The organism is Methylobacterium sp. D53M (assembly GCF_053345625.1).
The window spans coordinates 312,609-325,595 of sequence record NZ_JBKFAL010000001.1 but is presented as its reverse complement, the minus strand read 5'-3'; the positions used below and the strand labels follow the sequence as shown (position 1 = coordinate 325,595).

9 protein-coding genes are annotated in these 12,987 nt (G+C 71.7%); 8 read left to right on the top strand and 1 reads right to left on the bottom strand.

From position 1 onward, the window contains the following. The first annotated feature begins 244 nt into the window (after positions 1 to 244). From ACLBYG_RS01585 to ACLBYG_RS01550, 8 genes are all read left to right on the top strand, one after another. The gene (locus tag ACLBYG_RS01585) at positions 245 to 1,414 is read left to right on the top strand and encodes a glycosyltransferase (RefSeq protein ID WP_447680376.1); all 1,170 of its coding nucleotides are present in this window, start codon (positions 245 to 247) and stop codon (positions 1,412 to 1,414) included. Between the two features lie 11 nt (positions 1,415 to 1,425). Further along, entirely contained in the window at positions 1,426 to 3,621 is a 2,196-nt protein-coding gene (locus ACLBYG_RS01580; protein WP_447680375.1) for a GumC family protein, read from the top strand. Beyond that, positions 3,618 to 4,844, top strand: coding sequence for a glycosyltransferase (locus tag ACLBYG_RS01575; protein ID WP_447680374.1), 1,227 nt, complete (start codon positions 3,618 to 3,620; stop codon positions 4,842 to 4,844). Before ACLBYG_RS01580 ends, ACLBYG_RS01575 begins: the two co-directional genes overlap by 4 nt. Positions 4,845 to 4,888: 44 nt before the next feature. Next, positions 4,889 to 6,025 (top strand): glycosyltransferase family 4 protein, encoded by a 1,137-nt coding sequence (locus ACLBYG_RS01570; protein ID WP_447680373.1) that lies wholly within the window; start codon positions 4,889 to 4,891, stop codon positions 6,023 to 6,025. After that, positions 6,006 to 7,262: a glycosyltransferase family 4 protein gene (locus tag ACLBYG_RS01565; RefSeq protein WP_447680372.1), complete on the top strand. Its 1,257-nt coding sequence runs from the start codon at positions 6,006 to 6,008 to the stop codon at positions 7,260 to 7,262. The genes ACLBYG_RS01570 and ACLBYG_RS01565 overlap by 20 nt, the downstream gene beginning before the upstream one ends. A 110-nt stretch (positions 7,263 to 7,372) precedes the next feature. After that, positions 7,373 to 8,596, top strand: coding sequence for a glycosyltransferase family 4 protein (locus tag ACLBYG_RS01560; protein WP_447680676.1), 1,224 nt, complete (start codon positions 7,373 to 7,375; stop codon positions 8,594 to 8,596). Next, positions 8,593 to 10,104, top strand: coding sequence for a lipopolysaccharide biosynthesis protein (locus ACLBYG_RS01555; RefSeq protein ID WP_447680371.1), 1,512 nt, complete (start codon positions 8,593 to 8,595; stop codon positions 10,102 to 10,104). Before ACLBYG_RS01560 ends, ACLBYG_RS01555 begins: the two co-directional genes overlap by 4 nt. Positions 10,105 to 10,219: 115 nt before the next feature. Continuing rightward, entirely contained in the window at positions 10,220 to 11,449 is a 1,230-nt protein-coding gene (locus ACLBYG_RS01550) for an O-antigen ligase family protein (protein ID WP_447680370.1), read from the top strand. A gap of 38 nt (positions 11,450 to 11,487) precedes the next feature. Here ACLBYG_RS01550 and ACLBYG_RS01545 read toward each other — a convergent pair whose 3' ends face one another. Further along, a complete protein-coding gene (locus ACLBYG_RS01545; RefSeq protein WP_447680369.1) occupies positions 11,488 to 12,969 on the bottom strand; it encodes an aldehyde dehydrogenase in 1,482 nt (493 codons plus the stop codon). Positions 12,970 to 12,987: the final 18 nt, after the last annotated feature.

Here is a 12,987-nt window from a genome sequence, read left to right as displayed (position 1 = left end):
TGCCGAAGATTGCAGGTCTGAGAACACCTTTCGCTTAACGTTAATTATTGGCAAAAATTAAGTTTACACGCTGCGTCTCGCGTCTAAACAGGCCCTAATTTCGACTGTTGCTGCGGCGGTGACCCCTTTTTTACAGATCACGCTGCTATTACCCTCTCGTGTGTGCCTTGGCCCGCTGTCACCGGCGGGACCGGCGGGACGGAATGCAGGGTCCAGCGTCCGGCGCACCGACGAGGAAGCTGTGATGCGTGTCGCGATCGTTCACGACTGGTTGTACATCGTCGGTGGCGCCGAGCGTGTCCTCGAGCAGCTGCTGCGGATCTACCCGGACGCGGATGTCTTCGCGCTCTTCGACTTCCTGCCCGAAGCGGACCGGGCGCGGCTAGGCTACACCCAGGCGCATACGAGCTTCATCCAGCGCATGCCCTTCGCGCGGACGCGGCACCGCAACTACCTGCCGCTGATGCCGCTCGCGATCGAGCAGTTCGACCTGTCGGCCTACGATCTCGTCATCTCGAGCAGCTACGCGGTGGCGAAGGGCGTCCTCACCGGGCCCGACCAGCTCCACGTCTCCTACATCCACTCGCCCATGCGCTACGCCTGGGACATGCAGCACACCTACCTGCGGGAGAGCGGCTGCGACGCGGGCATGAAGAGCGTGCTCGCCCGGCTGATCCTGCACCGGATGCGCGTCTGGGATTTTCGCACGGCGGCCGGTCCCAACGCGATCGTGGCCAACTCCGCCTTCGTCGCCCGCCGCATCCACAAGGTCTACGGCCGCACCGCCGAGGTCATCCACCCGCCGATCACGCTGCCGAGCCAGCGGTATGACGGGCCGCGCGGCAACCACTTCCTCGTGGCCAGCCGGCTTGTGCCGTACAAGAACGTCGAGGCGGTGATCCGCGCGTTCGCGCTGCTCCCCGACCTCGAACTCGTGGTGGCGGGCACCGGGCCCGATGCCGCGCGGCTGCGCGAGATCGCGGGGCCGAACGTGTCGTTCTCCGGCTTCGTGCCCGACGCGGAGCTGCGCCACCTCATGGCCACGGCCCGCGCCTTCATCTTCGCGGCCGAGGAGGATTTCGGGATCATCGTGGTCGAGGCCACGTCGGAGGGCACGCCGGTCCTCGCGCTGGGCCGCGGGGGCGCCCGCGAGACGGTCCAGACCCGCGGCCCGCAGCGCACCGGGATGTTCTTCGACACGCCCGAGCCCGTGGCGATCGCCGAGTGCGTCCAGCGCTTCCTGCTGCAGGAGAGCCACTTCACCCGCGAGGCCTGCTGGGCGCAGGCCGAGCAGTTCTCGGCCGAGCTGTTCCGCAGCCGGTTCTCGACCTTCGTCGACGACCAGATGGCGATGCACCGGGCCGCCTGCGAGACTCGCCCGCGGATCCTGCCGCGCCTCGAAGCCGTCGGCTGAGGACGCGCCGCATGTCCTTCCTGACTGTCGATCTGGCCGACCGGACGCCGGTTCGCGCCCTCGCCCAGGAGCCGGCGCGCGGCGGTCCGCTGGCCGCGGCCCTCGCCCGGATCTGGCATCGCCGCTACCTGTTCGCGGCGGTGTTCGCCACCGTCCTCGGCCTCGCCGTGACCGCCCTGCTGATGATCCAGCGGCAATACGTGGCGAGCGGCTCGGTCATCGTGGCCGAGGCGGAACCGGGCGCCAACAACGCCTCGATGGCCTGGATCCAAAAGATCGGCGACCCGGCCGACATTGAGAGCCAGATCTTGGTGATCCGCTCGCCGCGGCTCCTGCGCCTCGCGATCGACGACAACCTGGTCGCCGCGGTGCTGGCCGAGTGCCGCTACGCGGCCACAGGGGGGCATCCCGACCGGATCAGCGAGAAGAAGGACGCCGCCTGCACGAAGCTCACGACCGACCGCAACGCGCTCGTCGAGTACCTGCAGAAGCGCTACACGGTCCTGAGCTCCGGCCGCTCGCGCATCATCACCATCGGCTACAAGTCGCCGCTGCCCGAGACGGCGCAGACGATGGCCAACGGCCTGATCAACGCCTTCCTGGACGACCAGCGCGAGGCGCAGGCCTCGAGCCGCAAGGCCGCGGCCGACTGGCTGCACACCGAGATCAGCCAGCTGGACGCCTCGATCCGGGCCGACGAGACCCGCATCCAGACCTTCCGGCGCCGCAAGGGCCTGCTGAAGGGCTCGCTCGCCCCGATCAGCGCGGAGCGGCTCACCAGCATCAGCCAGCAGCTCGCCGCGGCCGAGACCGCCAAGGCGGACGCGGCCGCGCGGCTCTCCGAGATCGAGGCAAAGGGTGCCCGCGGCGCCGACAGCGCCCCGGCCGTCCTGGCAAGCCCGACCATCGTCTCGCTGAAGCAGCAGCTCAGCGGCGTCAGCGCGCAGCTCGCCAACCAGAGCACACTGCTGGGCGCGAACCACCCGGTGATCCGGGCGCTCGAGACCGAGCAGGCGAGCCTTCGCGCGCGGATCGAGCAGGAGATCGGCAACGTCGCCAAGGGTCTGCGCAAGTCCTACGAGGCTTCGAACGCCCTGGCCAAGTCGCTGCGCGCCCAGCTCGAGACGGCGAAGACCGACGCCGCCGCCGCCATGGACGACGAAGCGTCGATCGAGGGCATGGTGCGCAACGCCGAGATCAAGCGCACCCGCTACGCCGACTTGGTCAAGCGGGCGGGCGAGTTGGAGACCGAGCGGCGCATCCTCACCGGCAGCACGCGGCTCGTCAGCCTCGCCGAGCTGCCGCAGGAGCCGTTCTCGCCCAAGGCCGTGCCGTTCCTGGCGGGCGGCGTCGTGCTGGCGGGCGTGCTCGCGGCCGCCGCCGCGCTGCTGCGCGACTACACCGACCGGCGCGTGCGCACCTCGGCGCAGCTCATGGCCGGCACCGGCGCCCCGGTCTTCGCGCAGCTGCCGAGCCTGGAGCCTGCCGGCCTCGTCGGCCGCTTCTCCGAGCGGCAGCGCGAGCTCGACCTCGCGGAGGCGCTGGCGCGGGCGCGGGTCGACTCGATGATGCAGAACGTCCTGCGCAACCTGCACGCCCATCTCGTGCTGGCGGGCGCCGGCAAGTCCCGCGTCATCCTGGTGACCTCGGCGAAGCCGCGGGAGGGCAAGTCGTTCACGGCCTTCGCGCTGGCCGGCATCGGCGCAGCGAGCGGCCGCCGGGTGCTGGTGGTCGAGTGCGACCTGCGGCGGCCGAACTTCGAGGCCTCCCTCGGGCTCGGACGCGGCCCCGGCCTCGGCGGCGTGCTCCGCGGCGAGATCGACCCGGCCGACGCTGTGGTCCAGGCCGGACGCTTCGACGTCATCCCCGCGGGAACGCCGACGGCCGACTCGACCGAGCTCCTGATGGGCGACCGGATGGCCGACTTCCTCAAGTGGAGCCGCCGCTACGACCTCGTCCTCCTGGACACCCCGCCGACCAGCCTCCTGATGGATGCGGCGATGCTGGCCCGCCACGTCGACGGCGTGCTCTGCTGCGCCCGCTACGGCCGCTCGCAGCTCTCCGACACCGTCGAGACCGTGGCGAACCTGCGCCGCGCCGGCGGGCACGTGCTCGGGATCGCCATGACGATGGTCCGGCCGGGCCTCCAGTCGACCTACGACGTGATGCCGCTGCCCGATCCCCGCACCGCCGCGAGCGCGCGATGACCGAGCTCCTCACCACCCACGCGCTCGCGGAGCGCGGCCTCCTCGACCGGGGGCAATACGCGCGCTCAGGCATCGCCGCGCGGCCGCGGGTCCTGTTCGTGAGCCATACCGGAACGATGTCCGGTGCCGAGCTGGTGCTCCGCGACGCAGTCCGGCCTTGGGCGGGCTCCAGCGCCTTCCTGTTCGAGGACGGCGCGCTGACCGCGGCCCTCCGCGACGCGGGTCTGGAGATCCGTCTCGCGCGCCGCCGGTCCGCCCTGGCGGGCCTCCGGCGGGACGTGTCACCGTTGAGTGCGCTACCGTTCCTGGGACAGCTCGGTTCCCTGGCGCTGGAGATCGCCCGATCGGCCCGGTCCTGCGACGTGGTCTACGCCAACTCGCAGAAGGCCTTCCTGCTCTCGTCTCTGGCGGCGCGGGCCGCCGGGCGCCCCCTGATCTGGCACCTCCATGACATCCTCAACGGGGCGCATTTCGGCCGGGCGCAGCGCATCCTGCAGATCCGGCTCGCCAATCTCTGCGCCGGCCGGGTGATCGTTCCCTCCGAGGCCGCCGCGCGGGCCTTCGTCCAGGCCGGCGGGCGCCGGTCGCTGATCCGCGTCGTGCCGAACGGCCTCGACGTCGATCCGGCACCCTGCTCCGCCGCCGTTCTGCGCGCGGAACTCGGCCTGCCGGAAGGCCCCCTCGTCGGCGTCTTCAGCCGCCTCGCGCCGTGGAAGGGGCAGGACGTCCTGATCGAGGCGCTGGCGACCCTGCCCGGCCTCCGCTGCGTCGTGGTCGGGGCGCCGCTCTTCGGCGAGGATGCCTACGCGGCGCACCTGCGCGACCTCGCGGCGCGGCGCGGCCTCTCGGACCGGGTGCTGTTCCTCGGACAGCGCGACGACGTCCCCCGGCTGATGCAGGCGGTCGACGCGGTCGTGCACCCCTCGGTCGATCCCGAACCGTTCGGTCGCACCCTGGTCGAGGCGATGCTGGTCGGCGCGCCGGTGATCGCCACCGACGCCGGCGCCTCCGCCGAGATCCTCGACGGCGGCGCGGCCGGGACGCTGGTTCCGCCGCGTCGGCCGGATCGCCTCGCGGCGGCCCTGTCGGCGCTGTTCGCCGATCCCGGCCCCTTCAGGGCGCGCGCCGCGCTCGCGCGCGAGCGGGCGCTGTCCCGCTACGGCGCGGAGCGCATGCAGCGCGATCTCGCCGACATCATCCTCCAGGTCGCCGGCCGGGCCTGACGGGCCGGCGATCCCCCTTCCCGTTCGGAGCCGTCAGACCCGCCATGCCGCGCGTCCTCGTCAACATGCCGAGCCAGCATGCCGGTCGGCCGTCGGGCGTCGCGCTCGTCGCCTTCCGGGTGATCGCCGGTCTGGTCGCGCGCGGCACCTTCGCGGTGGTGCTCCGCTCCCCGTGGCGCCGCGACCAGCTGCCGGCGGCGATCCGCGACCGCGTCGAGGTCGTGACGGTTCCGCGGCCGCGGATCATGCTGCTCGACGTGCTGCGCCAGTGCCTCGCGGTACCGCGTCTGTGCCGCGCCCGCGCCGTCGACGTGGTGCTGAACATCGACCCGTACGGGGCGGCCTTCGGCGGCCGCGCCCGCGTCAGTGTGGTGCACGACCTCTATTTCCGCACCCTGCCCGAGCGCATCCGCTCCCGCGAGGCCCTGACCACCGACCCGATCTTCCGCCTGGTCCTCGGCAACAGCGCCCGGGTGATCGCCGTCTCGGACGCGACACGGCGCGATCTGGAGTACCATTACCCGCGGCTCCGCGGCCGGACGCGCACCGTGCCGTCCGCGGCCATGCTGGACCCATCGGTGGCTAGTTCCGGCGCCGAAGTCCCGGCGGGGCCGTACGTGCTGGCCGTCGGCAACGCCCTCTACAACAAGAACTTCGCGACCCTCGCGCGCGCCGTGGTCGCGCTCGGGAGGCCGGGGATCGGGATCGTCCACGTCGGCGAGGATTCCGACGAGGCCGTCGCCGCCGCACTCGGCGACGCGCCGGTCCCCCTGACCCGCCTGTCGGGCATCGGCGACGATAGGCTGGCGGCCCTCTATCGCGGCGCGCTGTGCCTGTGCGTCCCGTCCTTCGCCGAGGGATTCTGCCTGCCCGTTCTGGAGGCGCAAGCCCTCGACTGTCCGGTGATCTGCTCGGACCGCTCCGCGACGCCCGAGATCGCGGGAGGCGGCGCCCTCACCTTCGATCCCGCCGACGCGGCAGCGCTGACCGAATGCCTGCGCCGCCTGCTGGACGAGCCCGGGCTCAGGGCCGCGCTGATCGCCCGCGGCCGCGACAATGTCCGGCGCTACGACTGGGCCGAGACCGCGCGCCGCTACGAGACACTGCTGCTCGACGCGCTGCAAGACGGCGCGGCGGCGCGGTCCGCCCGGGAGGTGCCGCATGCGCATCCTGCACCTTAGCTCCCTCTACGCACCCGAGCAGGTCGGCGGCGCCGAACTGATGGTCGAGACGCTCGCCCGGACCCAGGCGGATCTCGGCCACAGCGTCGCCGTTGCCTGCGCGGCGCGGACCGAGGGCAAACCGATTCTGCAGGACGGCGTCACGGTTTACCGGATCGGCTACGGGACGCCGTTCCACATCCTCGATTGGCCGCAGCGCGGGCGGGTCGAGCGCCTCCGCTACAAGGTCGCGGCGCAGTGGAACCGCCACGCCGTCGACCGGATGGCGCGGGCGGTCCGGGACTACGCCCCCGACCTCGTGAACACGCATTCCATCTCCGAGCTACCGCCGGCGCTCTGGCCGATGCTCCGGCGGCTCCGGGTGCCGGTCGTGCACACGCTGCACGACTTCACCAGCCTCTGCACCAACGGCGCGATGGTGCGCCACGGGCGTCCCTGCGCCCAGCAGCATCTTAAGTGCCGCCTCTACGCCGCGCCGCACCGGCGATGCCAGCGCGCCGTGACGGCCGTCGCCGCCGTGGGCTCGGACATCCTCGACCGCCACCTCGCCGCCGGCCTCTTCGCTCATGTGCCACCGTCGCTGCGCCGGGTGATCTGGAACCCGATCCCGCCCGGCTCGCCGGTGACGCGGACGAAGCGGGCGCCCGGCGCGCCGGTCCGGTTCGGCTATCTGGGCCGGATCGAGCGTGCGAAGGGACTCGATGTCCTCCTCGAGGCCTGCCGGCGCCTGCCGGAGGCGGGCTGGCGCCTCGCTGTTGCGGGTCGCGCCGTGGACGGACTGGACCGCTACCGAGCCCTGGCCGAGGGCCTGCCCGTGACCTTCCCGGGCTACGCCGCTCGCGACGCCTTCCTGGACGATCTCGACTGCCTCGTGGTCCCGCCGATCTGGCCCGAGCCCTTCGGCCGGACGGTGGCAGAGGCCTACGGGCGCGGCGTCCCGGTGATCGGCACCGCGACCGGCGGCATCGGCGAGCAGGTCGGGTCCGGCCCCTGGCTGGTCCCGCCCGGCGACGCGCCGGCGCTCGCCGCCGCGATGGCCCGGATCATCGCGGAGCCGGCCCGTCTCGCCGAGGGGCTCGCCCGCGCCGCACGCATCCGCGCTGGCACCGATCCGGTCGCTGTGGCGACCGCCTATCTCGATCTCTACGCCGCGACCCGCGACGCGGCCTCCATCGAACCGCTTCCCGAGCCTTCCGCCCGCGCGGAGCGCCCGCACCTCAGCGAGTGCCGTTCATGATGACCCCCACCCTGTCGTCGAGCTACGCCCGGGTCCTCTCGGAGGAACCCCGCGCCCAGGACCGGGACCGCCCGAGGGATCAGGCGGCCGCGCGCGCGGTGACCGGCCCCCTGCGGATCCTGCATCTCAGCGCCCTCTACCCGCCCTACATCGTGGGCGGCGCCGAGCGCTCGGTGGAGCACCTCGCCGAGGAACTCGTCGCGGCCGGCCACACGGTGGCGGCGGCCTGCATCGCCCGGGAGCCCGAGCCCAAGAGCGTGCGCGGCGGCGTCACCGTCTACCGCATGGCCCACCACAACGATTTCTGGCTCGAGGACTGGCCCCAGGCAAGCCGCTTCGGCCGCGCCTGGGCGAAGCTCAAGCAGCAGTGGAATTTCGCCGTCGCGGCCGAGTTCGGCCGCGTCCTCGACGATTTCCGGCCCGACATCGTGAACACGCACTCGCTGCTCGACGTCTCGACTCTCGTCTGGCGCGAGGCGGCCAAGCGCGGGATCCCGATCGTCCACACGGTCTGCGAGTACGACCTGATCTGCGGCAACGCCGCGATGTTCAGGGACGGCAAGCCGTGCGACCGCTGGCACCTGGGCTGCAAGGTGGTCAACGCCGCCAAGCAGATCACGAACCGGTCGGTCGACGCCGTCGTCAGCGTCGGCACCGAGATCCTCAAGACCCATGTCGACCACGGGCTGTTCGCGCATCTCGCGCCCGAGCGGCGCCGGGTGATCTTCTATTCCTGCACCGTCCCAGAGGGCGACCCGGAGACACGGCGCCGGATCGACCGGACCGGCCAGCCGATGACCTTCGGCTATCTCGGCCGGATCAACACCGAGAAGGGGGTCGGTACGATGATCGACGCCTTCCGACGGATCGGTCCCGACGACTGGCGCTGCCTCGTCGCCGGCCACGCGATGGACGACTCGATCAAGCGGTTCAAGGCGCAGGCCGAGGGCCTGCCCATCGACTTCGTCGGCTGGGCGAAACCCGCCGAGTTTCTCAGCGCGATCGACGTGCTCATCGTCCCGTCGTTCTGGGCCGAGCCGTCGCCGCGGACGATCTACGAGGCCTACACGATGGGCGTTCCGGTGATCGGGGCGGGCTCGGGCGGCATCCCCGAGCTGATCGGCGAGGACAACGCCGACTGGCTGTTCACGCCGGGCGACGACGCCGACCTCGCCGCACGACTGCGGATAGTGATCGCCCGCGGCCGCGGCGACCTGCCGGACGAGCGCGCCTTCCAGCACGTCATCCGTGAATCGACCTCGGAGCGTGTCGCCGAGAAGTACCTCGATCTCTACGCCGAACTCGTGGCCGAGCGTCGGGCGAGCCGCCCGTGAGCGCCGGCGCGCCGGTCCTGTCGGAGGCGGCCGCCGCCGAGGAGGAGCCGGGGCTCGCCTCCGGCGCCGCGGTGACGCGGCGCTCGTTCGACGCCGCGCGCTGGGTGGCGGTGGCCTCGGTCGGCAACGTGGTCCTCAGCTTCGGAGTGTTCCTCGTGCTCGCCCGCCTCATCGGGCCCGCCGAGTTCGGGATGGTGGCGATCGCCGCGGTCTTCATCGACATCCTGCAGATCGTCGCCCGCTGCGGCCTGCCCGACGCGGTGGTCCAGCGCGCCGAGCTCGACGAGGACTTCGCCGCCACCGCCTTCTGGGTGATGCTCGCCGCGGGCGTCCTGTGCGCCGTGGGCCTCGTGGCCCTGGCCGGCCCGATCGCCTGGATCTTCGACCTGCCGGCATTGCGGCCGGTCCTGTGCGCGCTCTCCGCCTGTTTCGTCATCACCGCCGCGGGTGCGATCCACGAAGCGCGGCTCCAGCGGAGCTTCGGCTTCCGCAAGCTCGCCCTGCGGGCGCTCGGCGCCAACGTGCTCGGCGGCGCCGCGGCCCTCGTGCTGGCCCTCGACGGCTACGGCGTCTGGAGCCTGGTGGTGCAGCGGCTCGTCGCCGCGACCGCGACCACGCTCCTGACCTGGGCGGCGGCCCGCTGGATTCCGCCGCTGCGGCTGCACCTCGCCTCCGTGCGCGAGCAGATCGCGTTCGGCTCGCGGCTGTTCTGCACCTATCTGCTGCTCGTCGCCTCGATCCGGAGCCAGGAAGTCATCGCGGCCTACTTCCTGTCCGCCACCGATGTCGGCTACCTGCGCCTCGCTTGGCGCTGCATCGACCTCGTGAGCCAGGTCGCGGTCATCCCGCTGACTACGGTCGGGCTGACCACCTACGCGCGCCTCCAGGACCGTCCGGGCGAGCTGGCCGCGGCCTTCCACGGATTCACCGAGGCCTCGGCCTTCCTGGCCGTGCCCGCCTTCTTCGGCATGGCGGCCGTCGCCCCGACCCTCATCCCGTTCCTGTTCGGCGACCAGTGGCACGACGCGGCGCCGGTGCTGCGGACGCTGGCGCTCCTCGCCCCGGAATTCGTCGCCACCTCGATGCTGTGGATGATCTTCACCGCCCTGGGCCGCAACGGCACGGCCCTGCGGCTCGCCGGAGCGCAGTTCGGCCTCGGCGCCGCGGCGGCCGTCGTCACCGCGCCCTTCGGCCTCGCCGCCCTGGTCGCCGGGCACGTGGTGCGGGCCTACCTGTTCACGCCCGCGATCGTCGCCAGCGTCGGGCGCGTCGTCCCGGTCACGAACGGGCGGCTCGTGCGGCTCCTCGCGCCGATCACGCTCTGCGCCGGCGCGATGGCCGGGCTGGTGCTGGTCGTCCAGGGGCCGATTTACGCCGCCCTCGGGGACCGGGTCGGCCTGTTCGCGGCGGTCGGAATCGGGATCGCGGCCTATCTGGGCCTCGCCTGGATCTTCATGCGCGGCACGCTCCGCACGGCCGTCGGCCAGTTTCTGAGGCGCCCCGCCTGATCTGCACCCTCCGCCAACCTTTGTGGGCGACACTGCCCGCTAGAGGCCGCGGCCGGCGGAGGGATCATCGGCGGCCGATGCGCGGGGACGGTGCAGGGTGATGGCGGGACAGGCGTTGCCGATCGAGACGCGCGCGCCGGCCGCGTCCCTCCTCGCGGACCGCGTCGCCGTGTTCCTGCTCGGCGCCGCCCTGAACTTCAACGTCCTGACCTCGACCTTCGGGCTGCCGTTCCAGCGCCTGTCCGACCTGCTGCCGTTCCTGCTCATCCCCTGGCTCGGGTTGCGCCGCGCCGTCGTGGCGGAGGCACTGCGGCAGGCCGCGCCCCTCGCCGGCATCCTGGCGCTGATCGCGGCCTCGTTGGTGCTGAAGGCGCACAAGCAGGCGGGCGACGTCTACCTGACCCTCGTCCTGCTGCTCTACGTGGTCCAGGCGTTCATCCTGCTGGTGATGTTCCGCGACCGGCGCGTCGAGGACGCATTCTGTGTCGGCCTGCTCGCCGGAATGCTCGCCTCCCTCGCGGTCCTGCTGCTCGCCGCCTCCGGCATGCCGCTCGACCGGTTCGGACTCGCCGTTCCCACGGACGGGCTCGACGAGGAGCTGAAGCTGTTCGTGCAGGATAAGCAGGGCGGCCTCTGGGCCTCCGGCAACGAGACCGGCCACGTCTTCGCCCTGGCCGGGGCCGCGGCCCTGCTGCTCAGCCTGCGCTATCGCCTGAAGATCGTCTATCTCGCCTACTTCGCGGCCCTCCTGGCGAGCTTCCCATTCACCAACAACCGCGCCGGCCTGTTCATGCCGATCCTGTTCCTCGGCCTGCTGATGCGGCGGAATCTCAAGGCGCCCGCGGTGCTGGCCGCGCTCGGCGTCCTGGGCGTCCTGCTCGTGGCCTGGGCGGTGACGGGGGAGATCCCGCTTCCGGGGACGCTGTCCCAGGCGATCGAGCGGCGCTTCGCCGAGGACCACAACGTCACGGGCAATTTCGACGAGCGGTTCCTGTCCGGCGTGACCGCGCTCCAGCTGGTCCTCGAGTACCCGTTTGGCGTCGGCGAGGTCGCCCGCCGGGAGGAGCTGCAGGCCCTGACCGGGCTCGTGACACCACACAACGGCTTCGTGTCGCTGGCACTCCAGAGCGGCATCGCCACGGCGCTGCTCCTCGTAGCCGGCCTCGGGCGCATCCTGCTGGCGCCCGCCGCCTTCGGGCCGTTCCTGACCTACAGCGCGGTGTTCCTGATCCCGTCGCTCATGTTCGAGGAACTGTCGGTCAACCAGTACTTCCTCTTCTTCATGGGCTTCGTCCTGGCATCCCTCGCGCTGCCACCGGACCGCGCCCAATCGGCCCCGGATTAGGGACCGCGCCACCACGGATCGCGGCGCGGCCCGCGGACTCAGCGCATGACGAAGGGGTTCTCCGGCGCGTCGCGGCTCGTGGAGATCCAGACGCTCTTGGTCTCCAAGTACTCGCGGATCGACTCGATGCCGCTCTCGCGGCCGATGCCCGAGCGCTTCATGCCGCCGAAGGGCATCATGTAGCTCACCGCCCGGTAGGTGTTCACCCAGACGGTGCCGGCTCGCAGCCCCTTCGACATCCGCATCGCGCGGCCGATATCCTGGGTCCAGACCCCGGCCGCGAGCCCGTAGATCACGTCGTTGCCGACTCTCAGCGCCTCGGCCTCGTCCTCGAATCCGATGATCGACAGCACCGGGCCGAACACCTCCTCCTGGGCGATGCGCATGTCGTTGGTGACGCCCGTGAAGATGGTCGGCTCGACGAACTGGCCGCCGAGCACGCCGGGACCGGAGGCGGGGTTGCCGCCGAAGACGCAGCGCGCGCCCTCGCTCTTGGCGAGCGCGATGTAGTCGAGAACCTTCGTGTACTGGGGCGGCGTCGTGATCGGCCCGATATTGGTGTCGGCCTGCATCGGGTCGCCGAGCTTGGCGGTACGGGCGAGTTCGACGAGCCGCTCGGTGAATTCCTGGCGGATGCTGTTCTGGACCAGCAGGCGCGAGCCGGCGATGCAGGTCTGCCCGGTGGCCGCGAAGATGCCCGAGATCGCCCCCGCGGCAGCGGACTTCAGGTCGGCGTCGGCGAAGACGATGTTGGGCGATTTCCCGCCGAGTTCCAGGGAGACGCGCTTGATCTGCCGCGCGGCGGCCTCGTAGACCTTCGCTCCGGTGACGTCGGAGCCCGTGAAGGTGATCTTGGCGACGTCGGGATGCTCGACGATGGCGGTGCCGGCCTCGCCGCCGTAGCCGGTGACCACGTTGAACATACCGTCGGGGAGCCCTGCCTCCTTGGTCAGGCGGGCGAATTCCAGCGTGCTGGCGGAGGCGAATTCCGAGGGCTTCACCACAACCGCGCAGCCGGCCGCGAGCGCGGGCGCGCATTTCCAGGCGACGAACAGGAGCGGCGAGTTCCACGCCGTCAGCGCCCCGACCACGCCCACCGGCTCGTGCCGGGTGAACGCGAAGGTCTCGGGCTTGTCGATCGGCACCTGCGCGCCCTCGACCTTGTCGGCGAGCCCCGCGTAGTACCACCACCATTCCGGCTGGTAGCGGGTCTGGCCGTACATCTCGGCGAAGAGCTTGCCGTTGTCGCGGACCTCGACCTCGGCCAGCGCCTTGGCCTCGCGCTCGACGAGATCGCCGATCCGGCGCAGGACCTTGCCGCGGGCCGAGGCCGTCATGGTCGCCCAGGGTCCGTCCCACATGGCGCGCTTGGCCGCGGCTACCGCCCGGTCGACGTCGGCGCGCCCGGCGCGCGGGATCCGCGCCCAGGGCTCGCCGCGATAGGGGTCGATGGACTCGAACCACGAGCCCTCGACCGGATCGACGGACTGGCCGTCGATGTAGAGCTGGTAGGTCTTCACGGCGCGCCTCTCCGTCCG